Source organism: Paenibacillus jilunlii (genome assembly GCF_900102965.1).
GTDB classification, from domain to species: domain Bacteria; phylum Bacillota; class Bacilli; order Paenibacillales; family Paenibacillaceae; genus Paenibacillus_AQ; species Paenibacillus_AQ jilunlii.
In genome coordinates this window covers 23,037-46,405 of record NZ_FNGM01000015.1, presented here as the reverse complement: position 1 = coordinate 46,405, position 23,369 = coordinate 23,037, and the positions used below count along the sequence as shown (strand labels likewise).

Sequence of the window (23,369 nt, the reverse complement as noted above, 5' to 3'; positions counted from 1 at the left end):
GCATCTTCCCTTCCTTATGATCTCACGCCGCTCAGCGTGGAATAGAGTTCTCCGGTTCTGTCCGCAATGGGCTGCCAATCATACCGCAGCAGAACTTCCCTCCGGGCTGCTTCCGCAAGCAGGCTTCCCTCAACAGGATCACGGAGCAGCTGCCGAATCCGGGCCGCCAGCATGCCAGGATCTCCAGGAATGCTGGTGAGTCCGGTCCGCCCATGCTCAACAATCTCGGCCAGCCCTCCCGCTTCAGACACAATTACCGGTGTACCGCTCCCCATCGCTTCCAGCGCCACAAGGCCGAAGGGCTCATACAAACTGGGAAATACACAGACATCGGCAATCTGGAGCAGATAGTTTTTCTCCAGGCTGTCCACGAAGCCGGTGAAGCGTATGCTGGTACCCAGCTCAGCCGCACTGGCCTCAAGCTCGGCGGACATCGGTCCCCGGCCTGCGATGATACAGGTGCAGTGCGGGAATTCGCGCAGCACCCCATGCATACTTTGCAGCAGCACCTGTATCCCTTTCTCCTTCACCAGTCTTCCAATGAACAAGACAATCTTCCCGCCATCCTGCGCGTAATGCTCTCTCCTGAAGGAATGTGCCGGAATCAGCTCCAATGAACGGAGGTCTATACCGCTGGGGATAATCTCCATCCTTGACTCATCAAGACCATGTACAGTGCAGACCTCCCGCTGCATATGCTGGCTGCATACAATGACCTTGCCCGACGAAGAGACCAGTTCATGTTCGATGTCATGAATCATGTGCTGCTGAGGTGTGAACAATCCCTGCTTCCTCCCGGACTCTGTAGCATGGATCGTTGTAACAAGTGGTAATTTCAGCTGCTGACGCAGCAGAAGGGCGGCATAGCCGACCAGCCAATCATGCGCGTGAATAAGATCGAGTCTTACGTTCCCGCTGAGCCGGGATGTAACGTAATCGACAATCGCCAGATTGAACTCAAGCACACAATCCTCGAAATCAGTCATGTTCTCATAAGAATTCACACGGTGCACATATACGCCGTTCTCCAGTTCCAGAACGGGCCGCCCAGGCGCGCTATTGGTGATTACATGGACCTCGGTCTGCCCGCTAGACAAATGCCTGGACAATTCATAGACATGCGGGGCCACCCCTTCAATCACTACAGGCGGATACTCCCAGGACAGGATTAAGACAGATGCTCTTGATTGCATAGGTTGTCCCTCCGAATCTCTCAATGTGCAGAAAGTGAATAACCCGTGAAGAATTCCCACCATGCATTATGCTCCAGCAGCGGAGGCGAAGCATGATATCTTTGGAAGGAGAACCAGTCCGAATACATCAGGCTCCCGTCATCACAAATAAATAACACATTAGATCTCAAAACCGGTACAAACGTTTGCACTTTTTTAATAATCCCTAAATCTGCGTAAAAGTAGCAGTTTTCCGGCCTGGGAACCCGTATTTCCAGCGTTTGCCCCAGCGGCCTGTCCACCGGGAACAGGAACTGTTCAAATTTGTTATCGGAAGAGAGGGTGGTCAGCCGGACTGCCTGCTGCAGCTCAAGCCAGCTGCTTTTGAAATGCCAGGCAATCAGTTGTCTCTTCTCTTCTTCCAGCGCAGTGTGAAAGGTCAGCTGTGTCCCGTCAAACTGCAATCTCTCATCCATATGCAGCATCCCCTTCGGACAATTGAATGGATTTTTGGCAATCTCCTTGCCACTCAACGATCATTTCGGATACCCCCTCCGCAGGCGTATGGAGGATATGAGCCTCTCCTTGCTCCAAGCGCACGATATCGCAGCCACTTCTAAGCAAAATTTTGAAATCGGTCCGGCAATCTGCCGGCAGGCTGATATCACAATACCAGGTTGGATACCGCTAGACGATTTGCTTCCTCCAGAAGAAGGTTCAGCGCAGCTTCCGCCTGTTCGATTAAGAGGACGTGAATTTGAAATTTCTGTTCCAGTTCAAGCTTCCGGGCCATTCTCCGTTCTTGGGGATAGACTTCGTATTGCCCATAAGAGGTTTCCAGCTTGTCCGGCAGCAGCAGGGCAAGCGGCCGCCTGGAGTAGATTCTTAAGATCTCAATCGCATCGTGAATGGCGCTGTCATCATCATAACCGGCAATCAGCAGAACATACTCCGGATCAAATGCCCGCAGCATCGCATATCTCAGGGAATTGAAAGCTATATTCATAGTGGGAAGAATGGAGCTTTGCCCCGCCATAATGATCCAGTCACTGCCGCTGTGCTGGGCCTGATGAATCACAGTATCGATATAATACGGATACTGCTCCAACGGGCGGTGCGCCAGGAACTTGAAGATATCCCCTTCAGGCTGCCTGAACAGGAACCCGGTTGGCTCTGTGATGAAAGCTGTCGCCGGAATACCCTGCGCTGCGAATTGCCGGTAGAGATTCATCTGCACGGTAAACTTCCCAATGCACCCCCGGGTGGCAAAAATCCCAACTCGCTTAATTGACCTGGGGCGGGAAAACATCAATGCTTCCTTTTCGAACTGTCCCAGATAGCGCTCAATATCCGTTCCGTCCGTGCCGTAGCGCTCATCCATCTCCTGAAAAAGCTGCTCCCGGGGACTGTGAACCACATCGATCCTGATCTGCTGCTCCGCCATCCAGTTCAGGGTATCCCGGTCATAAATTTCATGCACACTGACCACCCTTAAGCCCCGGCCAGAAGCAAATAAGACCAGTTTCCGCCATAATCCGGCAAGATCATGTTCGGCAAATACACCTGAATTCCCGCCAAAAGTGGTGCCCGGATCATTCAGAATCAGGGTGTCCGCGTCCTTCAGACCGTCTGCGATGGACGAATAGATCAGAATCCCCGAATGCTTCCCGTCCACCTGCGCTCCGGCATCTTGCCCGTCTTCCTCCACAAAGTCGATAACCGACACAATCTCAACGTCCAGCAGGTCACGGAAGCGCAGCAGACCCTGCGTGATTTTATTGAAGGGATACAGCACAACTCTTTCCATATTCGCCGCCTCCGCCCGGATCATAATCTGACAGTCTTCTTATAAAGAGCCAGCTTGCCTGCCAGTCTGCCAATGTCCAGCACCGATTCCACATGCCCGGCATCAAAGCGGCTGCGGATTTCTTCCTTGCGCTGCTCTATTTCTTCCGGAGTCTTCGAGATGTATTCTCCAAAATCAACCTCGTATTTATCCGGGACCAGAATGGCAAACGGCCGGCTGGCATTACCGTAAATGCGGAGAATATCGAGGCTGTCCCTGATCTGCTCATCATCATCATAGCCTGCAATCAGGATCGTCAAGTCCGGCTGCAAGGCCCGTAAATAAGAGACTTTGGTCGCTGCAATTACAAAATTCTCATTCGGGAGCAACGAGCCTTGACCTGACAGCAGGACATAATCACAGCCTTCGCTCTCCGCTTCCCGGACAGCTGCGTGAATGTAGTACGGATACTGGTTCAGCGGATTATGGGCAATAAATTTCATAATATCACCGCCCGGTTGGTTGAAGAGCGCAGCCGTAGGCTCGGTTATAATCGCCTGGACCTTCTCTCCTGCCTGCCGAAGAGCCCGGAACAATGACATTTGAGCCGTGAACTTCCCGAGGCATCCTCTTGTTGCGAATATCCCTAACTTGCATATATTGCGGTTATAAGCGGTTATTTGTGCGTCTATATCAAAATAGGATAAATAAGTGGCTACTTCATCACCAGGGGAAGGAAATACATATTCTGTATGAAGCCGGTGCTGCAGACTTGCGGGGATTTGCGGTAGAATCTCAATCGTAATTCCATTCCCAAGCAGCCAATCCAGGGTAGGGCGGTCAATAATTTCGTGCACACTGATGATCCGCAGCTTCTGCTCATGGGCAGAGGCAACCAGTAATCTCCACAGCTGACTCAGGTTATGCTCGCCATATACGCCTTCGTTATTCCCAAATGAAGTTCCGGGATCATTCAGAATCAGGGTATCCGCTATGCCGAACACCTCTTCATAATTATCCGTGATTGGGATTCCTGCCGCTTGGCCTTCCACCAGTTCAGCTGCGTCTTTACCCTTATGCAGGACAAAATCAACAACCGCCCTTACTGTAAAATCTGTTAAATCCCTGAACCTGATGATCCCTTGCGTAATCTTGTTGAAGGGATACAACACCACATTGTCCATGCATAACCGCCTCCCGTAATAGAGTAAAGGATAGACAACAATCGGTAGACTTAACCGATTAAGCTGATACTACAATAATTTACATATTATATCAATACCAAGAAATAAAAGGTTTTTTATGACATGAATTTCGAGGATTGACTCCTGGCCTAAGCTAATGTTAATCTTTAGGAAATTGACAGATAGGAGATTGAATTGTTGAAAAAAACAACTATGAAGGACATCGCTATCCGGGCCAACGTATCCGTTGCCACCGTAAGCTATGTGCTGAATCGTGTGGATAATCAGACCATTCCTGAGAAGACACGCCGCCAGATCCTGGAGCTGGCCGAAGAGCTGCACTATATTCCGAATCTGGCAGCCCGTTCACTCGCCAACCAAAAAACCGGCCTGGTAGGTGTATTGGTCCACAGATCCAAGCAGTTGCCTTACTGGAAGCTGCATGCCCAGCTCGCCTTCATTCATACTTTGGAGCAGCGGCTTACAGCAGCCGGCTATCATACGCTGCTCTATTCTCTGGATACCGACAACCCATCGCTGGATATTATTGTGGAACGCAAGCTGGAAGCCGTGTTTTTTATTGATGCACAAGACGCCTCCTTCTACTCGATTTCCAGACACTTTGTCGAGGGCATTCCCCTGATTCTGATCGACAGCATGATTGAAGATAAGCTGTTCAAGCAGGTGGTATTCAATTACCGCTCAGCGCTTGAAAAGGCTCTGCCGGATGATCTGTCGCAGGTCTGTTTGATTATGGAGGGCTTCAATAATTCACTCCTTACCCGCTATATCCGCAGCTGTGTTCCTCTGTCTGACGATGCTGTCTTCGAAATCCGCGAGCTTCAGGATCTGCTTCCGGCAATGGATCAACAACGCTTCAAGCAGGCGATTGTGATCAATGAATTCATTGGCAGCTATGTGGAGAAGTCTGGAGTCTTCGGGCATCTGTCCGTAATTTGCACCTGCAATGCTCCGCAGATGCTGGGTGAGCGTGTAGACAAGATTCTTTTTCAGGGGGACAAAGCGGAGGTTGCATTTGAACTCATGCAAGAGCTGTTGTACCATTCGGACTATTCCGAGCAAGAGAATAACTGTTATTATGTAGACTAAATTTTTTTGATGATTCACTTAAACGCTTAAGTTGAGAGGAGGATAAACATGACAGAACCCGTTATAGCCAGCCAGGCAGCGCCTGCTGCACACTCTTATCCAACACTGTGGGCCAACAAAAAATTCATGCTGCTGCTCTGCTCTTTTTCCATTTCCCTGTTCGGCAATACCTTTCACAGCATCGCTCTCAGTCTCTGGGTGCTTCAGACCACCGGCAGCGCCAAGCTGGTGGCTGTACTGACGATCATTAACCTGTTGCTGAGCTCGCTGCTCGGGTCCATTGGAGGAACGTTTGCGGACCGGACCAACCGCAGAAAAATCATGCTGGTTACAGATCTGATCAGCTGCTCACTGGTAGTGACCCTTGCCCTCGTCATCTCTGTTCCTTCCGCTTCCTTCATTATTGTTGCTGTGCTTACAGCGCTAACTACGGTGTCAGCCCTTTTCCAGTCCCCTGCCTATCAGTCCTCCATAATCACCGTTGTCGGCAAAGAGCATGTCCAGCAAGCTGTTGGCATGCTTAACCTGTCGGAGAACATTTGCCGGACGGTCGGCTTTTCTGTGGGCGGAATCTTTGTAGCGACCTTCGGGGCGGCGGATGCCATTTTATTCGATGGAGCCACGTTTCTGGTCTCCTTCCTGCTGGTTCTTGCTGTCCGTTCCCTGCCGATGCCGGCACGCGCCAATCCAGAGCCCCAGCAGAAAAAGAAATTTATTCAGGACCTTGGAGAAGGCATGCGTTATATCTGGAAATTCCCCTTTGCCAAGGCCGTCATCATTATGCTTCCAACGCTTACTTTATTCTTCATGCCCTCATTGATGCTGACCCAGGTCATGGCCGTCAACGTCTGGAAGGCCAGCCCCTTTCAGTTCGGACTCATGGAAGCCTGTATCCCGCTCGGCTATATGATCGGCTCAGGCCTGATTATGATCCTGGGTTCCAAAATCAGACGGCGGGGATTACTCATTATGACCGGCCTGCTCTGTCTGGGCCCGATGTATATCCTGTTATCCTTCATCACTTCTGCGGCCGCAGCCATTCCCGTTGTGCTGCTGATCGGATTCATGTTCTCGTTCTGCACACTCCTTATCAATATCATCCTCCGGCTGGAAATTTCGGAAGAGATCCAGGGCAGAGTCTTCGGAGTACTGGGATCGATTATGAGTGTAGCTCCATCAATCGGTCTATCCGTTGTCTCCTATCTCTCGGATCATTTCAGTCCCGGCCCTGTTATGGGGTCCATCGGACTGCTGCTGCTCCTGTTCGCCTTATATACTTCCACCAAGCTGAAGATCATACGGAGCTATAAATAAGTCATCAAGCAAAAGTAGATAGGCCCATTATAATTTCCTATACAACAACAAGTGGAAACGGCTACGCCGTCCTGGACTGGACGAGGTAGCCGTTTTGGATTTCAGTTTAGCGTCGCCTGGAGATCCCTTTTGGCATCCTTCGGTAATTCCAAGTGGAAAAAGGGGCACTAATTTGCTGGAGCACCCTGTTCTCCGCAGGTGGAGTGGAAAAGGATAACTAACTCAGCTCATTTTGCTCCTGACGAAGAAATATGAACCAATTAAGTTTCCTTTTCCACTTAAAATTCACAATTGTTGATTCTGGGGGGGGAAATAAGTTCACTTTTTCCAACTAGCACTGCTCACCCGTTTCTTCGCCAGCGCCAGTTGGAGAAAGGCTGTCGAGGCCGAGTGATCTCAACGCACCCCTTTGGGTGAATCCGCTGAATTCACGTCCACTTATCCCCCTCGGGATTACTCGAAATTACTTGGATCTCACTCAGAATTCCGCAGACTTTTATTCGTTCTGCTTAAGCCCAAAGCATATGGAGCTCAAGATTCTTCACTCCTTGAGCTCCAGGTTCTCCGTATTGGCCAGCAGAGCAGCTGCCCGGACGGCTGTCAGCCTTTTACCGCCGAGCCTACTGTCATGGCCCGCTCCACCTGATCGCTGAGAAGCAGATAGACCAGGACCATCGGAAGCGATGCAATGGTCATGACAGCCCCCATTGCTCCCCAGTCGGTGCTGTATGAGCCTTGGAAGAAAAGCAATCCGAGCGGCAGTGTCTTCATGTTCTCGTCCGAGATTAGAATGTACGCCAGAGTGAACTCATTCCAGTTGTTCAAAAACTGGAAGATGGCAATCGTTGCGATGGCCGGCAGCGCCAGCGGCAGGATGACCCCGAGAAACAACCGGTAAATGCTTGCACCATCGATGCAGGCCGCCTCTTCAATTTCCCGGGGAATGCTGACCAGGAAGCCGTAGAACACCATGGTTGAGAAGGGAAGGCCGATGGCAATGTAGGGAATGATAAGAGCTCCATACGTGTTGGTCAGATGGAAATCCCGGACCAGCAGCGCAAGCGGAATCATAATCACCTGCAGCGGCATAAACATGCCGACAAGCATATAAGTTCTGACAGCCGAGCGGAATCTCCACTGCATCCGCGCCACAGCAAAGGCGAACATAAGCGCCAGAAGCAGAATGAACAGCGTGGATATGATGGAAACGACAAAGCTGTTCCAAAAGTACCGCGGAATATTGAACTGCGTCCAGGCATTTACATAGTTTTCAAAGCGAAAATGGGTCGGCAGGCCAAACGGATTGGTGACGAAAATTTCGTCATTGTTCTTCAGGGAATAGGAAATCATCCAGAACAGCGGATAGATGGATACGGCAAAATACAGCCACAACGGAATTTGCAACAGGAACTGCCCGATGGACCGGAATGTTTTTGGGCTCATGTGGTTCTCCTTTCCATTATGCATTCTGTCCACGGTCGAACACCTTGTTGATTACAACCGTCGCTATAAGCGAGATCAGCACCAGCAATACCGATACGGCACATGCATATCCGTAGTTGCTCTCCATAAAGGCATACCGGTAAATCATGAAGGTCATTGTGTAGTTGGTGGTGCCCGGGCCTCCATTGGTCATAATCAGCATCTGTACGAACGCTCCGATCCCGGAGGTGATCGCGATGGTGAAGCAGAATTTATACGTCTCCCGCATGAGCGGCAGCGTAACATGCCAATGTGCCCGCCACTTTCCGCAGCCATCGATGGTTGCGGCCTCGAAGTAATCCTCCGGAACAGCCTTGACCCCGGCGTACAGCAGGGAAAACTGATAGCCCATAAACTGCCAGGCGTTCACAAAAGCGATAGCAATGATCGACTGCGTCGGTGAGCTCAGCCAGTTCTGCCGGTAAGGAATATTCAACAGCTCAAAAAGCTTGTTCACAAGACCGTTCGTCGGGTCGTACATGGCGATCCACAATTGGCAGACAACCGTGACCGACAGCACCACGGGGATGAAATATGCAGTCTTCAGCAGCTTGCGCCCGCGGGTCCGCGGATTGGCGCAAACGAGTGCCAGTACCGTACCGAGTCCAATCTGGAATGCAGCCAGCACCAGGGCAAAGATCAGCCCGTTTTTCAGAGAAGTGGATAGCAGCGGATCGTTAAACAGCTCACGGTAATTGGCAAATCCGGAGAAAGCCGCTGTGCTCAGCCCGTCCCAGTCGTAAAAGCTTCTTACAACGGTCTGCAGCACGGGATAGATAAGGATCACGCTATACAACAACAGGGCAGGGAGCAGAAACAGCGCCAGCGCCGATTTATTTCCCAGGTATTTATTCATGCGGTTCTTTCCCTCCTTGTTCCGTTACAGCCGAACCCCTGGGCGAAGGCCGCAGGGGCAGGGCAGATTCGGGCTACTGGTTTTCCTTGCCCAGCGTACGGTTCAGGTTCGTGATAAAGTTCTCGGTTGCAAAACCGTCCACCAGCAGGTTCTGTGTGTTGTCGTTGATGGCATTCTGAATTTGCGTATTGCTTAGCAGCTTTGCGTATTCTTTGGCGTTCGGCAGCAGTTCCGTGGCGATCCGCTGCATCATGACCGGCACGTCGGCAGCAATCGGCTTGTCCGTCTTCGGTGAAATGATCGGGCTGCCCAGTTTCGTATATTTATATTCAGCTGATTTTGCGGCGAGGAACGCTGCCACCTTCACTGCAATCTCCTTATTCTTACTGCCGGGCGAAACGGCGTAGCCCTGCGGGGATCCCGCCCCGTCGATATTATATTTGGTTTGTTCGTAGGTCGCTTCATCTTTGGCCGGCCAATACATCCAGTCAACCTGGCCGCCAAGCTTTTCTTCCGAGCTGTAGATTTCCCATTGGCCGTTGACGAACATCGCGGCCTTGCCTTGATAAAACTGGGAAGACGCCTGGTCATAGTTCGTGTTCGTCGCGTTGGCGTCGAACAATCCGGCTTCCTGAAGCTTCTTCATTTGCTCTGCTGCCGTGACAAAAGCCTGCGGCAGCTCCGTTACCCCCTGTGCCTCCAATGCGCCAAAGCCAGCAGCCTGTTCCCTGGTAACGAGACCGTTATAGAACGCGGCTGAAATCCATTTTTCTTTTCCGAAGATGGACATCGGGATGTAGCCCGCTGCCTTCAACTTTTTGGCCGCTTCAGCCAGCCCGTCAATGGTTTTGATCGGCATCGCAATGCCAACCTTGTCGAAGATCGACTTGTTATAATAAATCAGCTGAAACTCAATACCGGTATCGGGGTATGCGTACACATGGCCATCCGGGGCAATCAGACGGGATTCCACGCCCGGATTAAGACTGTCCTTGTACTGTGCGGTCGATTCATAATCGTCCAGCAGCTCTACATTTTTCGATTTGGCAAAGGTCTGCAGGGTCGGCCAGTCGGTGAAATAAACATCAGGCATATTCCCTGTGGCCGCATAAGTCTTGAGCTTCTGGTTACCATCCTGTACCGCGGAATCCAGCTCGATCTCGACATCCGGCATTTCCTTCTTCAGTTCTTCCACTGCATAGTCGAAGGGGCCTTTTGTATCTTCGTCAAAGTGCTGGGCGTAGACCTTCAGCTTGATCTTGCCGGTGTCAGGTGCCGCCGCCGGATCCTGATTTTTGTCAGAGGCTGTGTTGCCGCCGCCGCAGGCAGACAGCACCAGCATCATGGAAAGCGTTATCATTAGTGTGCTTAAACGTTTGTGTTCAATTTTCATTGTGTAGATCCCCCTCATGCGAGTATGTGTCTTTAAGCTATAACCTGCCGGCCACATTCACATTATAGCCTCCGTCCCGCCATAACATTAAGGGATAAAACGGGCATTACCCGTAAAAAACGGGACAAAACAAGTAGAAGGATAATATACGCGGAGCATACAAATTCTTATATTTAAAGCGGTCCCCGACCGGGAACCGCCTTCGTTATTGTATAGGAACTTCTGAAGCAGGGTTACTTCCTGACCAATTGCTCATATTCTGTCGGAGTTACGCCAAAACGCTTCTTGAAGCTTTTGCTGAAATAATTCGGGTCCGCATATCCGACACTCTCTGAAATATCGGCCAATTTACGGTTGCCTTCCAGCAGCAGCGCTCTGGCTTTTTTCATGCGGATATGCGTAATATGATCCACAATCGAATACCCGGACTCCTTGCGGAACACACGGCGCAGATAGCTGGGATCGACATAGACGCCGCCTGCCACCTGTTCGGCCGATAACTCTGCGTCCGCGTAATGCTGCTCAATATACTGGATAGCCGCAGCAAACAGATTAGATGCCTTCGTGGGTTTCACATCTTCTGTCAGTTGAATAACCCTGCGGTACAAGGCGATCAGCCACTCCTCAGCACCATCCCAGGACCCGCATGCCTTTAACCTCTCAAAAGGCGGCTTGTCGCCTTCGCTGTCCCACACTCTGCTGTAGGAGAAGCCCCGTTCGCCCGCAAAGGTTAACACCAGCGAGACAAGCCCCATCATCATTGCATCCGCATATTCGTCCCCCCACTTGCAGCCCCGGAGCCGGCGGATCGCCTTGCGGACTTCCTCCAGAATATCCGCATCTTTCATGCGGAGGCCAAGCACAATGACGTCGCGGATGCTGCTGAGATCCGGCGCCTCTTGTCCGGGTGGGCTTACCGGCCTGTTCCCCTCGGCCCCATCCTCCTCAGCCTCCCGCTCACGGGGCAGCTGCGGCAATTTCGGCCGGATACGGGCCAGCATTGCGGACATCTCCTCTTCGTTGAACGGCTTCAGCAGATAATCCTGTACGCCCGTCCGCACGGCTTTTTGCAAATACTCAAATTCGTTGTGTCCCGAAATGAACACAATCACGATGCGTTCAAAGCGTTCCTTCAGCTTGACCGCCAGCTCAATGCCGTCCATAAACGGCATGTTAATATCAACCAGCGCCAGATGGGGCTGATGCTTCTCCGCCTCAAGCAAGGCTTCCTGGCCGTTCCTGGCCTCGCAGCATACCCGGAAGCCTTGCCGCTGCCAGTCCATCTTAAGCCGCAGATAGTCGCGGAACAGCGGCTCATCATCAACGATCATCACCTTGTACATCCTGTTTATCCCTCTTTTCAGTTCCAAGCATAGGCAATGACAGCTCCACCACGGTTCCTTCATCAACAACGCTTCGCACAGTCAAACCATATTCTTCCCCGAAGTACAGGTTCAGCCGCTGCTGGACACTGTAGGTACCGATTGAACGGGTCTCCTCCTCCGGAGAATAACCGGACATGATGGCCTCTATCCGCTCCTCATCCATGCCAATGCCGTTGTCCGTTACTTGAACGAGCACCTTGCCGCCTGTGATGCCGGCTTGGATGCGGATGAAGCCCTTGCTCCCTTTTTTCTTCAACCCGTGATAAATAGCATTCTCAACGAGCGGCTGCAGCGACAGCTTCGGAATCGGCGTACCCGACAGCTCAGCCGGAATGTCAATCTCATAGCGGAACACATCCGGGTACCGGATCTGCATAATAGCCAGATAATCGTCTGTAATCCGCGCTTCCTTCTCCAGGATGATCAATTCCCTTCCCTTGTTGAGCACCATCCGGTAAAAATCCGCCAGCGCTTTGGTCGTATCCCGCGCCTCTTCATTGCGGTCAAGCTCATTCAGGACATATATGGTGTCTAGCGTGTTATATAAAAAATGCGGCTTGATCTGCGCGCTGATCAGGGCGAGCTCATACTCCCGCTTGCGTTTCTGCTCCTCGGTCACCTTATTTAGCAGCTCCCGCACGCGGCCGACCATGAAGTTGAAGGCCTCCGCGATCGTTCCGATCTCGTCTTCTGTTCTCGCGGCCACAACCGGGCGGAGATCACCGCTGACCACCTGCCGCATCGCTCTGGTCAGCCTCTCCAAGGGACTGGCAACCATCCGTGACAGAAAATTGGCGCCGAACAGGGAAAAGATCAGGCACAAAGCGCCTACCAGCGCGGTCAGCCGCACATTCTGCTGCACATCGGCTGTGAGCAGCTTAAGCGAAACCACGTTGATCAGCTCCCAGTCCATCGGCCCGAAACGGCTGACCGTAACCAGATTGCCGTCGTCCTTATAAGAGTAGCTGGCGGCTCTGTCCGATCTCTCACGCTCCCCGATTCTGGCTGCCATCGATGGCGCTATCGGCTGAAGCAAGCTGCTCTTATCTGCCGCCGCCACAACGCGTTTATGTTCATCCACGAAATAATAGGCCTTGGAGGCTGCGGGATCGCTGGACTGGAGAAACGCCGACAGCTGTGCTTCTTTGACCATCAGGAAAAGTGTGCCCAACGGCTCGCCGGTATCGATATTGATGACCATCTTCCCCAGTGTAAGCACAGGAGAGTCCGGATCGGAGGTCAGAACATTCCGCTTCTCCATGCCGAACCAATGCGAGTTTCCGTAGCTCCCGGCCTCCCTCACCGTATCCAGCATACCGCTTGCAGCAATGCCCTTCTCCTCTTCCTCCCCGCCGGATGTATAGGAAGAATAGACGGTTCCGTCTTTGCCGACGAACACAGCGGCATCTACCTCCCGGAAGATCGACAGGTCGATGGACAAGCGGCTCTGCATCAGGTTGGCAAAGCGGAACTGCTCCAGCGGAACCGCCTGAACAGCGGGATACGATTCGTAAAGACGGTTAATGTTGGTAACCATAATATTTGCCGCAGTCTCCGCGCTGCGGAGGATATAATCGGTACGGGAGAGGATCAGCTGAGATTCATCGGCTACGTTGCTTGTAGTCCGTTCAATCAGGGAGCGGCTGAACAAGTGGCTGGACAGGGCGCCCAAAATAAGCAGAGAAATAATCAGCAGAGGCAGAAATATCGCAATGACCTTGCTTTTGAACCGGAGCCGGCCAAACCATCTCCGGATAAGTGCTGTAAGTTTCAAGCCTGTTCCCCCCGCCCTCCTATGAATATTCAACATGGTATCACAATTGCCCGGGGTTTAGAAGCAAGCCGGGGCAGACCCTATCTGGGTGTATATTCCAAAAATATAACCACTTGAAAGTACGGAATGTGGATGGTAGGATAGAAGCGATATTTAGTAAATTTATTAACTAAAAAAAGGCGTGAGCGGCTTGCCAACGATTAAAGACATCGCCCGCGAGGCCGGCGTATCGGCCGCAACGGTATCGCGAGTGTTAAATAATGACCTGTCCCTCGCCGTCAGCGAGGTTACGCGGACCCGTGTGTTTGCCGTCGCCGAGCGGCTGGGCTACAAGCCCGCCCGGTTAAAGCAGCTAAAGCGGAATACCGAGCGGAGCGGCAAGACTGTCTCGCTCCTGCTCACATGTTCGGTCGAGGAGGAACGGGATGACCCGTATTACGGCTCCATTCGCCGGGGGATTGAGCTGCGCTCCGGGGAGCTGGGCATTTCGCTCGGGCAAACCCTGCGCGGGCATGCACAGCTTTCTGCCCTGCGGGCCTGCGACGGCCTTATCGTCGTAGGCGGTTTCGATCCCAAAGAGCTGGTGAGCCTGCATGCTGACCAGAGCACGATTGTGCTTGTCGACCAGTATGGGGAGCAGACAGACTATGATTCTGTGCGGACGCATTTTCGCCAGGCGGTCGATCAGGCGCTTGGCCATCTGATCGCTCTGGGCCACCGCGACATTGCATTTATCGGCGGCGGAGGGGACGGGGAGCGGCGGGCGCATCATTTTGAGCGGATCATGCTGGAGCGGGGCTGGTATGACGCCCGGCTGGTCCGGACGGGGGGATGGAGCAGCGCCGACGGCTACCGGATGATGAAGGAGCTGCTGGCCGGTGCGAAGCGGCCGACAGCCTGCTTCGCGGCGAGCGACCCGCTGGCGGTCGGCGCCCTGCGGGCCCTGCACGACCAAGGCGTGCGGGTGCCGGAGGAGATGGCCATCGTCGGCTTCGACGATATCGAGATGGCCGCCTACGTCCAACCGCCGCTGACAACCGTACGCGCCTATCCCGAACAGATGGGCAAGGCGGCCGTCCAGCTGCTCGTCGAGCGGTTTGAAGGCCGTGAAGCGCCTTCTCATACGATCACCGGAACGAAGCTGATCGTCAGGGAGAGCTGCGGCGGCACGCCCTGATTAAGCTGCCGCGATGCACAGATCCCTCGCATCACCTAAGCAAGGACGGTCCTCCCTAACGGACCGGATCACATTCACAAGGAGAGTAATGAGCATGAATATTTACGCAGACGAAACGCTGGGCCTGTTTCACCTTCAATCCAAAGATACCAGCTATATCATTCAGCTGGTTGAAGGCTACCCTTCTCATGTATACTGGGGCGCACGCCTCCGGCACGACAACAGCCTGGCTGGCGTGCTGGAGCTTCGCGGACGGTCCTCCTTCTCCCCAACCCCGCTGCTGTCGAACCCTTCCCTCTCTCTGGATGCTCTGCCTCAGGAGTACCCGCAGTACGGGACGGGCGATTTCAGACGGCCGGCCTATCAGGTTCTGCTGGCTGACGGCACCCGGACCACCGAACTTAAATACGCGGGCTACAGAATTACTCCCGGAAAACCTGCACTTGAAGGGCTGCCTGCACTCTATACAGAAGAGGATCACGAAGCCAAGACGCTGGAGCTTACCCTTAATGACGACTATAGCGGCCTGACCGTTAAGCTGCTGTATACAGTCTTTGCTGACCACAGCGCCATCGCCCGCTCTGTCCGGTTTGAGCATAACGGGCAGGCGCCGCTCCGGCTTGAGCAGGCACTCAGCGCCTCGGTTGATTTTGCCGATTCGGCCTACGATACGCTTCACCTGAGCGGCGCCTGGGCGAGAGAGCGCCATGTTCAGCGCCGCCGCCTTACCGCCGGGGCCGCAGTTTCGCTGGAGAGCCGCCGGGGCTCGAGCAGTCATCAGGCCAATCCCTTTCTCGCGCTTCTCCGCCCCGGAGCGGACGAAGACCAAGGAGATGTCTATGGCTTCAGCCTTGTGTACAGCGGCAGCTTCGCAGCAGTTGCAGAGGTCGAGCAGTTTAACCAGACCCGCGTGTGCATTGGCATTAACCCGTTCGATTTCTCCTGGCTGCTGGAGCCGGGCCAATCTTTCCAGACCCCTGAGGCTGTGCTCGTCTACTCCGGCGAAGGACTGGGCGGTATGTCGCGTACCTATCACCGACTTTACCGGACCCGGCTGTGCCGCGGTGTTCACCGCGACAAAACCCGTCCAATTCTCGTCAACAACTGGGAAGCGACTTACTTCGATTTTGATGCCGACAAAATCGCAGCCATCGCCAAGGAAGCGGGGCCGCTGGGCATCGAACTCTTCGTGCTCGATGACGGCTGGTTCGGCAAACGTGACAGCGACAACAGCTCGCTTGGCGACTGGTTTGAAGACCGGCGCAAGCTGCCCGGCGGACTGGCTGACCTCGCCGGCAGGGTAAACGCCGAGGGCCTTCAATTCGGACTGTGGGTCGAACCGGAAATGGTGTCACCCGAGAGCGATTTGTACCGTAAACATCCAGACTGGTGCCTGCATGCCGAAGGTCGCCGCCGTACGGAAGCGCGCAACCAGCTCATTCTGGATCTCTCCCGTCCCGAAGTATGCGATTATCTGTATGAGACATTAAGCGCTGTTTTTTCCAGTGCGCCGATTACCTATGTCAAATGGGACATGAACCGCAATATGACGGAGATTTCCTCCGCCGCGGCCAGCCCGGAGCGGCAAAAAGAAACCGCCCACCGCTATATGCTGGGCCTGTATGATTTGATGGAGCGCTTGACCTCACGTTTCCCGGACATTCTGTTCGAGAGCTGTTCCGGCGGCGGCGGCCGGTTTGACCCGGGAATGCTGTTCTATATGCCTCAGACCTGGACCAGCGACAACACCGATGCGATCGAGCGGCTGGCGATCCAATACGGCACCAGTATGGTATATCCCGCCAGCAGCATGGGCGCCCACGTCTCTGCGGTACCAAACCATCAGGTGGAACGGATCACTTCTCTCGCTATCCGCGGCGACGTGGCGATGAGCGGCAATTTTGGCTACGAGCTGGACCTTACCGCCTTCACCGGGGCAGAAAAGCGTCTGGCAGCCCGGCAGATCGCCCAGTACAAGGAAATACGCGAACTGGTGCAGCAGGGCGATATGTACCGGCTGCTGAGCCCTTTTGAAGGAAGCGGCGAAACGGCCTGGATGTTCGTGAGCGAGGACAAAACAGAGGCATTTGTGGCATATTTCCGCGTGCTCGCGAAGCCTAACGCGCCAATCTCGCGTCTTTCGCTTAAAGGGCTGGACCCTGAGCTGGATTACGTGATTGAGACAGGCGCCGGATCTGATGATGGCGCGGCGGATCACAGCGGAGCGGAAGGTTCCGCGACCGCAGAAGCCTCTGGCTCCGCTCCGTTTCAAGAAGGATACGGCGGCACGCTCCACGGCGGCGACCGCCTGATGCGTATCGGACTTGTCGTTTCCGATCTGCACGGCGATTTCGCCAGCTGCACCTACCGTCTGAGAGCCGCGCGGCGCTGATCCGGCGCTTCGTGCATTCAGCTGCGAGGGCATGCCCGCAAGGGACTGCCCTCCATCCTAAATGTTCGTGCCCCCGGTTGACACGACCCAAAAATAGCCTCCGGCTCCCACAATAAAGTGGAGCAGGAGGCTATTTTTTTCAGCCATAACGGTACCCGGAAGGCCGGTGGGCAGCCGGAATCGAACAGACGCCGCATCAGATTGGTCGGTAAGCATCGGATTGGCGGTGAGCATCAGATTGGCGGTAAGCGTGAGCTTGGCGGTGAGCATCAGATTGGCGGTAAGCGTGAGCTTGCCCGGTCCGTCACCCGTAAACCATAACCGGAGCCGCTCCGCTTTCCGTTTGGCTTCCGGTACAGCCGCCTTTGGTTTCATTCGTCGGCTATCCGTCACTTGCACATTCACCTGGCCTCTCCTTCATTTCGCTTGAAGTGGTTCCAGTGTCCATGCCACCCCTGATCAGGCGGTCGCTCCATGGCATGATTCCAGCTAGCTGCTGTGCAGCCTAATTTCTACGCCAGAACAATAACAAACCAGCCTCCGGCTCTTTAACAACGGCACTTTTGCCGTTGTTTCCGGGCACACCAGCCTCCGGCTCCTCTACAACGGCATTTCTGCCGTTGTTTCCGGGCAAACCAGTCTCCGGCTCTTCTACAACGGCATTTTTGCCGTTGTTTCCGGGCACACCAGCCTCCGGCTCTTCTACAACGGCATTTCTGCCGTTGTTTCCGGGCAAACCAGTCTTCGGCTCTTCTACAACGGCATTTCTGCCGTTGTTTCCGGGCACACCAGCCTCCGGCTCTTTAACAACGGCACTTTTGCCGTTGTTTCCGGGCACACCAGCCTCCGGCTCTTCTACAACGGCACTTTTGCCGTTGTTTCCGGGCACACCAGCCTCCGGCTCTTTAACAACGGCACTTCTGCCGTTGTTTCCGGGCAGCCGACGTTCAGGCCCGCCCCGGCGGGCTGCCAAAGTCTGAATCCTTAGCATCCCAGATGTAACTTTTTTACAAACAATGAGTCTATATAGTAGCGGTTCCAGAATATGCACCGTGGTTACAATTCATTAGAGATGGAGGATTCGCAATGGGAAAAGGACAAAACTTCAAAAAACTCAGCTGTGCCATCTGTGTTGCACTGATGCTGCCGCTCGGAGAGGGCGGAGTGACGGTCCAGGCGGAAGAAGCAGCAGTAAGCACAAGAAATCCCTATTATCAGCAGGTGGAGGCACCGGTAGTACAGCCTGCCTGGTCCCTGCCGGTCGCTAAGGCCAAGGTGGTTGATAACGTGGAGCCGGTGACAGCTGTCGCAGAGAACGGCAAGGTATTTATGTTGCAGCCAAACGGCAAGCTGGCCGCACTGAAAGCGGCAAGCGGCGCCAAGCTCTGGGAATACGGCAGCCAGCTGGCTCAGCGAATGGTGTACAACAACGGCGCCATTTACGGGATGACCACTGCGGGTGCACTTTATAAGGTCAAAGAAGACAACGGAAGCAAAGTTTGGTCTGCCGCACTCGGCTACGGGGCTGCGGATAGCATTAAGGTAACCGGGGGAACGGTGTATGTGACCCAAGGCCAAAAAATGGCTGCAGTAGACGCGGCAACCGGGAAGATCAAATGGCGGATTGCCGAAGATCCGAACAATTATTATTTTGGCTCAGAAGCGCTGGAGGCGGAGGGGGTTGTCGTTAGAAATTATGCCGTATCCGGCGCAATAACCGTCTCCCTGCTAGCTGTCTACGATAAAACGACCGGCAACAAGCTGTGGGAAGCTTCCAGACAGCTGGCTCCGCTGGCCATCAAGGATGGCGTTCTCTATTCAGAGCGTGAGTTATTCATGCTGGACGATGATCCGGTGAACCGCAAAATTCAAATCGCCGCCTTCAATCTCCGTACCGGAGCACTCAAGGGGGAACGCACTTACAGCTGGACAGACAAGGCGGCAACTGACGGAGTGTATCACGGGGGCGGCTCTTATAGCTCCGCCTTCCTGAACGGGAACGATCTGTACATTCACCAGGGTCAACGCCTGGTTCTATATGATTTCCGGAACTATGTGTCCGGTGCAGAGCCGTTGAAGAAATGGGCACAGGAGAGCTATGATCAGCGGATTCCGCTGAACCTTGTGCATCAGGACCGGATTTATTACACCGATGAGCACAGCCATGGCCTGATTGCCATGAAGCTGGCTAACGGACAATATGCACGCTTCGATCAGGGAGAGAACAATACGGTACAAGCCGCTATATTCGGCAAAGGGGTTTATGTTGGACAATCAGACGGACTGCTGCATGCCTACGATCTTATAAGCTCCAAACCTGTATTCACCGTCCGCACCGGATCACCCGAATTTGCCCCGCTGCTGAAGACTGGCGGCATGCTTTTGATTCAATCAGGCGGCAAGCTGCATGGCATTAAGCTGCCCGCTTCACTGAAATAAGGGGAGGCCACAACAAAGAGCCTGCTTATGCAGGCTCTCCTTATTAAATATATTTCTTCATCCGTCCCTAGGCCGAGGCTTCAATAATCTGCCCTGCCAAAGCAAGCAATTCCTCCTTGGACAGATGCCCGCGGGTTTCCCGGATAATGTAATTGACGCGGGTCTGCGGATTCATCCATGCTACCGACTTGTACTCCATTTTATCTATAACTGTGTACATCACCTCTTGGCCGCCCACCTCAAGCTTCTCCGACTGCGCCGTTGCCGGCTCGGATTCAACCGTCTTGTCATTGGGTCCTGCAGGTTCGGCAACGATGCCGAGAACTCCTGTTATTCCGTTCTTCTCTGTGGCCATTTTATAGATTATGTTTATAGCAGTACGCTTCTCCTGCAGCTTCTTGACATATATTTTTTTGCCTGATGCCTTCCCCTCAGCGATCACTTGCTGGTATATCTTATTCTGTTCTTTTTGCGTCATATATGGAGTAATATTTGCCATGAAAAAGTTATAGCCTTCCGGGGCCTGCTGCAGCCGCAGCGGCATGGAGGTATTGCCCGCAGCATACTTCTCCACGTATTCATTGTACGTATTATACCTAATTGAATACGTTGCACCCGAAATGGATGATCCGGCAGAACTGGCTTGATATTCCTTATCATTGATATACACATATCTGATTTCTCCGGGCTTAAACTTTTCACTTAATGCTTTCTTTTCCATATCTTTGAGATTCTTGAATTTCTTCATTTCTTGCTCCGCTTTCGCTTTCGCAGAGGCTTCGCTGGTCTGGGCTATAGTTGTGAATTCCGCCTTGATGGCGGGTTTTGCCGCAGACGGAGCACTGGAATTCTCAGCGGCAGCCTCACCCGCGGGGCCGTACCCTAAGCCAAACAGCAGGGCCGTACTGGCCATAGCGATGAGCGCTTTTCTATAATGCATATTTTTAAATACCACCTTCCTGGTTGTGTAAGTCCCTTATAGAACATATATGCTGCTGTATTCTTGACATCTTTATTTCTACCTTTGGCTCTTAGTTCATCATGCCGGCAGCAATATGGATAATCTCCTCTTTAGTCAAGGAAGACTCCGGTGAGGTAGTCAAATTGTATAACATATGTTGTTCGGGGTCCGCCCAGACAAGTTTGTATTTATAGCCCAATTTTACTTTCCCGTCTCTTGAGTGATCCATATAGATCAGTTGGGTTCCGTTGACCAGGATGTTCTCTACGATTGTATTTTTGGTCCACATCAAGCTTTCTATGATTCCGGTTTTTTCCTTGAGGCGTTTGACCGAAATATTCACTATAGCCTGACCTTTTTTATAGCTCAACCCCGAGTTATCAAAATTTATGCTACCCAGAGGCTCTTTTCTCCAGGGGACCCGGTAGCCGCCTTCCAGCTTGATTCCACCGGTCAGGGCAAGCAATTCCTTTTCTTTAATCTCAAAGTAAGGTCGAATCACCGCCTGGTCAAAAACGTACCCTTCCGGCATATACTCCGGCTGTTTCAAATCCGGTGCTTTGTACTTTTTTGCCTTGGCAACATAGCTGGAATAGTCATTAAATAACATCAGGCGGTTAACAACGCCAATCACGGGAAGCTCACCCCCGGCCTTTTCCTGTCTGAGCACGTATGAAGCGAACTCCTCGGGCAGCAGCAATTTTTCTACAGCCTTGTATGCCTCTGAATATTTTTCGCTAAACAGCTTATCTTCTTTGCTTTCCTGCCTCTGGGGAATTTTTTTCTCCGAAAGGAATATTGGTTTGTTGGATCTTACAACCTGCCCCCCTTCCTCCGTTACCACAAGCGGCTGGTAGGGCAGCACTTCATACTGGAATTTAGCGGCTTGCCCAGGGCTTTCAATAAATAAGGAATAGCTGCCTCCGAGCAAGGCAATCAGGATCAGCGCCGCTGCCCATCTCCCCATATGCCGCCTCAACGTTCGCTTGCGGTATCGCTCTGCCTCGACTACCGGTTCCATACTCTGCATAACATTTGGGGTGTTCCCCGCTTGTAGCTGAGATGCATGCTCCATCATAAGGCGGTCATTGCCAAGCCCGATGGCTTTCATTACAGAATCATGAACATCAACCAGCGGAAGCTGGGCAGAATGATCTCCCTCCTTCAGAAATAACTCGTCAGAAGTCAATTCGTCCTTGCACATAACTGTTTCTCCCTCCTCACAATGGATTCTCTCAGCTTGCTCCTTGTACGCTCGTACTGTTTCCTTACAGTAACCGTGCTTTTACCCAGAATTTCAGCAATTTCCGCAAATGATTTATCTTCAAAAATGCGCAAAATCACCAGATTCCGTTCCTCGATGCTAAGCTTCTGCAGGGCTGCGGCGACAGACTCGCTGAACAGCCGGTTCTCTACCACTTGTTCCGCGCTCTTAGCCGTTACATCCTGTCTGAGCAGCCTTCGCAGCTGATTCTGGAACTTTTGCCGCCGCAGTTGGTTTAAGCAATGATGATAGGACACCCTATAAAGCCACGAGGTAAAATTAGCCTGCAGTTTGAAATCCCAGATGTTCTGATAAGCCTTAATGAAGATGTCCTGAACCGCATCCTCCGCCTCTTCCCTGCTGTTCAGCAAACGAAAGCAGTAGACATAAATCCGTTGCTGGTAGAGTCTGATAATATCTGAAAAAAGATAGACCTCTCCCGCTTGTATCCGCTTTATCTTCTCTTCTATAGAATCCACAACTGTCTCCTTTCTGCTATCAATACAGGTATAACACTTGAGCCCCCTGTTGCGTGACATTTTTTTGTGTTTCCGTCTCCATCCTGAACAACGGGTGTATACCCCAAAAAAAACGCCGCTTCATTTCCCTTAGGAAGTGAAGCGGCAGTTTCTGAAGGGTAGAACTATGAACTTTTGTTCACCACACCCTGGTGGACTTCGGGGTTATTGTCCCTTAATACAACCGCGGCAGTTGGTCTAATGTAACTGCATAGGGGTGGTCATATGCACGCCGCAGCTCCTCATTTGTCGTCCATTCCCCGGATGCGCCGTAATCATTGGACCATATCATGTACCAAACCCAGGGAATGCGCGTCTCGGCCAGCATTGAGAGGCTCGGGACCACACCAATCTCCCCCAGTGCCGTCAGCTTATTGGCCGGCGTAATTCTCACCAACTCGTTGTATTCTATCGATAAATCAGTATGGGTATGTTTAGGAGGATACAAATCCAGGGAAATAACGTCACAGACATCGTCGCCCACATATCCTTCCGGAAGCGGAGAATTCCAGACCCATATGAGGTTATTCAAACCATGATGATTCGTATACCGCTCATACATTATACGATAGAGCTGTTTGGCAACTTCCGGCCCTTTGGCTCCCCACCAGAACCAGTCCCCCTCGGATTCGTGGAAGGGACGCCATAACACCGGAATCCGCTGCTCGCAGAAAGGTTTTAGCAATGCTGCCATATGATCCATGTCAGCAATTAGCATCTTATTCTCTTCTGTTCCTCCGATAATTGCCCGGGAAGCGTCAAACGTGGTGTTCTCAGTATAGAACCCTTTGTCCCTGCTGCCAAACGGTGAGAACCAGTGCCAGGTAAAGGTTATCAGCCCACGCTTGTTTAACGCCCAGTCCCATGCATTGTCCAGCGTATTTTTATTTTCCTCTACCTCCATTAAACAAGCTTCGCCGGCATCCCCGTAGTTGATGTTAGGGGAATATGCGAGAAGCTCAAAGCCGCATAAGGCCGGCAGTTTCCCGGTTATGTCTTTGATATACCGCAGTTCCTTCTGTACGGTAGTTTGGGTGTGTTGTCCGGTAATGATCCCCTTACCGGACAATTCGCTTAAATAACGGAGAACATTTTTGACTTCCTCAATTGCGTTTGGATTGCAGGGTGTAGCATTAATAAATTTGTTCATTTCCGAGACTCC

20 protein-coding genes are annotated in these 23,369 nt (G+C 52.6%); 5 read left to right on the top strand and 15 right to left on the bottom strand.

All coding sequences use genetic code 11. From position 1 onward, the window contains the following. Positions 1 to 14 precede the first annotated feature (14 nt). The 4 genes from BLQ82_RS22680 to BLQ82_RS22665 all read right to left on the bottom strand — a co-directional run bounded on the left by BLQ82_RS22680 (position 15) and on the right by BLQ82_RS22665 (position 4,142). Positions 15 to 1,193, bottom strand: coding sequence for a glycosyltransferase family 4 protein (locus BLQ82_RS22680; RefSeq protein WP_062525363.1), 1,179 nt, complete (start codon positions 1,191 to 1,193; stop codon positions 15 to 17). 20 nt (positions 1,194 to 1,213) lie between these two features. Further along, positions 1,214 to 1,648: an MBT domain-containing protein gene (locus tag BLQ82_RS22675; RefSeq protein ID WP_143013527.1), complete on the bottom strand. Its 435-nt coding sequence runs from the start codon at positions 1,646 to 1,648 to the stop codon at positions 1,214 to 1,216. A 188-nt stretch (positions 1,649 to 1,836) separates the two neighbouring features. Next, positions 1,837 to 2,979 carry a DUF1611 domain-containing protein gene (locus tag BLQ82_RS22670; protein WP_062525625.1) on the bottom strand — a complete coding sequence of 381 codons (1,143 nt, stop codon included), beginning with the start codon at positions 2,977 to 2,979 and terminating at the stop codon, positions 1,837 to 1,839. Positions 2,980 to 2,999: 20 nt separating this feature from the next. Further along, the gene (locus BLQ82_RS22665; RefSeq protein WP_062525366.1) at positions 3,000 to 4,142 is read right to left on the bottom strand and encodes a DUF1611 domain-containing protein; all 1,143 of its coding nucleotides are present in this window, start codon (positions 4,140 to 4,142) and stop codon (positions 3,000 to 3,002) included. Positions 4,143 to 4,340: 198 nt separating this feature from the next. On the opposite strand from BLQ82_RS22665, the gene BLQ82_RS22660 reads away from it, so the two are divergent. Both BLQ82_RS22660 and BLQ82_RS22655 read left to right on the top strand, forming a co-directional pair. Beyond that, positions 4,341 to 5,252, top strand: coding sequence for a LacI family DNA-binding transcriptional regulator (locus tag BLQ82_RS22660; RefSeq protein WP_062525368.1), 912 nt, complete (start codon positions 4,341 to 4,343; stop codon positions 5,250 to 5,252). 48 nt (positions 5,253 to 5,300) lie between these two features. Further along, positions 5,301 to 6,566 carry an MFS transporter gene (locus BLQ82_RS22655; RefSeq protein ID WP_062525370.1) on the top strand — a complete coding sequence of 422 codons (1,266 nt, stop codon included), beginning with the start codon at positions 5,301 to 5,303 and terminating at the stop codon, positions 6,564 to 6,566. A 600-nt stretch (positions 6,567 to 7,166) separates the two neighbouring features. On the opposite strand, the gene BLQ82_RS22650 is transcribed toward BLQ82_RS22655, so the two are convergent. The 5 genes from BLQ82_RS22650 to BLQ82_RS22630 all read right to left on the bottom strand — a co-directional run bounded on the left by BLQ82_RS22650 (position 7,167) and on the right by BLQ82_RS22630 (position 13,456). Beyond that, complete coding sequence (locus tag BLQ82_RS22650) at positions 7,167 to 8,009, bottom strand: carbohydrate ABC transporter permease (protein WP_062525372.1); 843 nt, start codon at positions 8,007 to 8,009, stop codon at positions 7,167 to 7,169. A gap of 16 nt (positions 8,010 to 8,025) precedes the next feature. Further along, on the bottom strand, positions 8,026 to 8,904 hold the full coding sequence (locus tag BLQ82_RS22645) for a carbohydrate ABC transporter permease (RefSeq protein WP_062525374.1): 879 nt from the start codon (positions 8,902 to 8,904) through the stop codon (positions 8,026 to 8,028). Positions 8,905 to 8,977: 73 nt separating this feature from the next. After that, positions 8,978 to 10,297, bottom strand: a complete 1,320-nt coding sequence (locus BLQ82_RS22640) for an ABC transporter substrate-binding protein (protein ID WP_062525376.1) — start codon at positions 10,295 to 10,297, stop codon at positions 8,978 to 8,980. 233 nt (positions 10,298 to 10,530) lie between these two features. Beyond that, entirely contained in the window at positions 10,531 to 11,640 is a 1,110-nt protein-coding gene (locus BLQ82_RS22635) for a response regulator transcription factor (protein ID WP_062525377.1), read from the bottom strand. Continuing rightward, complete coding sequence (locus tag BLQ82_RS22630; protein ID WP_062525379.1) at positions 11,618 to 13,456, bottom strand: sensor histidine kinase; 1,839 nt, start codon at positions 13,454 to 13,456, stop codon at positions 11,618 to 11,620. The genes BLQ82_RS22635 and BLQ82_RS22630 overlap by 23 nt, the downstream gene beginning before the upstream one ends. A gap of 190 nt (positions 13,457 to 13,646) precedes the next feature. On the opposite strand from BLQ82_RS22630, the gene BLQ82_RS22625 reads away from it, so the two are divergent. After that, entirely contained in the window at positions 13,647 to 14,633 is a 987-nt protein-coding gene (locus BLQ82_RS22625; RefSeq protein ID WP_062525381.1) for a LacI family DNA-binding transcriptional regulator, read from the top strand. Positions 14,634 to 14,727: 94 nt separating this feature from the next. Further along, positions 14,728 to 17,025, top strand: coding sequence for an alpha-galactosidase (locus BLQ82_RS22620; protein WP_074648518.1), 2,298 nt, complete (start codon positions 14,728 to 14,730; stop codon positions 17,023 to 17,025). A gap of 57 nt (positions 17,026 to 17,082) precedes the next feature. Here BLQ82_RS22620 and BLQ82_RS22615 read toward each other — a convergent pair whose 3' ends face one another. Together BLQ82_RS22615 and BLQ82_RS32785 are read right to left on the bottom strand one after the other, a co-directional pair. Then, on the bottom strand, positions 17,083 to 17,430 hold the full coding sequence (locus tag BLQ82_RS22615) for a hypothetical protein (protein ID WP_062525385.1): 348 nt from the start codon (positions 17,428 to 17,430) through the stop codon (positions 17,083 to 17,085). Positions 17,431 to 17,530: 100 nt separating this feature from the next. After that, entirely contained in the window at positions 17,531 to 17,998 is a 468-nt protein-coding gene (locus tag BLQ82_RS32785) for a hypothetical protein (RefSeq protein WP_244280949.1), read from the bottom strand. A 113-nt stretch (positions 17,999 to 18,111) separates the two neighbouring features. On the opposite strand from BLQ82_RS32785, the gene BLQ82_RS22605 reads away from it, so the two are divergent. Then, the gene (locus BLQ82_RS22605) at positions 18,112 to 19,464 is read left to right on the top strand and encodes an outer membrane protein assembly factor BamB family protein (RefSeq protein ID WP_062525390.1); all 1,353 of its coding nucleotides are present in this window, start codon (positions 18,112 to 18,114) and stop codon (positions 19,462 to 19,464) included. Between the two features lie 67 nt (positions 19,465 to 19,531). Here the strand turns inward: BLQ82_RS22605 and BLQ82_RS22600 are convergent, their stop codons facing one another. The 4 genes from BLQ82_RS22600 to BLQ82_RS22585 all read right to left on the bottom strand — a co-directional run bounded on the left by BLQ82_RS22600 (position 19,532) and on the right by BLQ82_RS22585 (position 23,357). Next, entirely contained in the window at positions 19,532 to 20,404 is an 873-nt protein-coding gene (locus BLQ82_RS22600) for a hypothetical protein (protein WP_062525392.1), read from the bottom strand. Between the two features lie 91 nt (positions 20,405 to 20,495). Further along, positions 20,496 to 21,629, bottom strand: coding sequence for a hypothetical protein (locus BLQ82_RS22595; protein WP_062525393.1), 1,134 nt, complete (start codon positions 21,627 to 21,629; stop codon positions 20,496 to 20,498). Further along, positions 21,611 to 22,168, bottom strand: a complete 558-nt coding sequence (locus tag BLQ82_RS22590) for an RNA polymerase sigma factor (protein WP_244280947.1) — start codon at positions 22,166 to 22,168, stop codon at positions 21,611 to 21,613. Before BLQ82_RS22590 ends, BLQ82_RS22595 begins: the two co-directional genes overlap by 19 nt. A gap of 214 nt (positions 22,169 to 22,382) precedes the next feature. Continuing rightward, positions 22,383 to 23,357, bottom strand: coding sequence for a glycosyl hydrolase (locus tag BLQ82_RS22585; RefSeq protein ID WP_062525395.1), 975 nt, complete (start codon positions 23,355 to 23,357; stop codon positions 22,383 to 22,385). Between the last annotated feature and the right edge of the window lie 12 nt (positions 23,358 to 23,369).

Bases quoted from the DNA above. Each gene is read 5' to 3' on its own strand.
- BLQ82_RS22680 (WP_062525363.1), bottom strand. From the start codon at position 1,193: ATGCAATCAAGAGCATCTGTCTTAATCCTGTCCTGGGAGTATCCGCCT.
- BLQ82_RS22675 (WP_143013527.1), bottom strand. From the start codon at position 1,648: ATGGATGAGAGATTGCAGTTTGACGGGACACAGCTGACCTTTCACACT.
- BLQ82_RS22670 (WP_062525625.1), bottom strand. From the start codon at position 2,979: ATGGAAAGAGTTGTGCTGTATCCCTTCAATAAAATCACGCAGGGTCTG.
- BLQ82_RS22665 (WP_062525366.1), bottom strand. From the start codon at position 4,142: ATGGACAATGTGGTGTTGTATCCCTTCAACAAGATTACGCAAGGGATC.
- BLQ82_RS22655 (WP_062525370.1), top strand. From the start codon at position 5,301: ATGACAGAACCCGTTATAGCCAGCCAGGCAGCGCCTGCTGCACACTCT.
- BLQ82_RS22650 (WP_062525372.1), bottom strand. From the start codon at position 8,009: ATGAGCCCAAAAACATTCCGGTCCATCGGGCAGTTCCTGTTGCAAATT.
- BLQ82_RS22645 (WP_062525374.1), bottom strand. From the start codon at position 8,904: ATGAATAAATACCTGGGAAATAAATCGGCGCTGGCGCTGTTTCTGCTC.
- BLQ82_RS22640 (WP_062525376.1), bottom strand. From the start codon at position 10,297: ATGAAAATTGAACACAAACGTTTAAGCACACTAATGATAACGCTTTCC.
- BLQ82_RS22635 (WP_062525377.1), bottom strand. From the start codon at position 11,640: ATGTACAAGGTGATGATCGTTGATGATGAGCCGCTGTTCCGCGACTAT.
- BLQ82_RS22620 (WP_074648518.1), top strand. From the start codon at position 14,728: ATGAATATTTACGCAGACGAAACGCTGGGCCTGTTTCACCTTCAATCC.
- BLQ82_RS22605 (WP_062525390.1), top strand. From the start codon at position 18,112: ATGGGAAAAGGACAAAACTTCAAAAAACTCAGCTGTGCCATCTGTGTT.
- BLQ82_RS22600 (WP_062525392.1), bottom strand. From the start codon at position 20,404: ATGCATTATAGAAAAGCGCTCATCGCTATGGCCAGTACGGCCCTGCTG.
- BLQ82_RS22595 (WP_062525393.1), bottom strand. From the start codon at position 21,629: ATGTGCAAGGACGAATTGACTTCTGACGAGTTATTTCTGAAGGAGGGA.
- BLQ82_RS22585 (WP_062525395.1), bottom strand. From the start codon at position 23,357: ATGAACAAATTTATTAATGCTACACCCTGCAATCCAAACGCAATTGAG.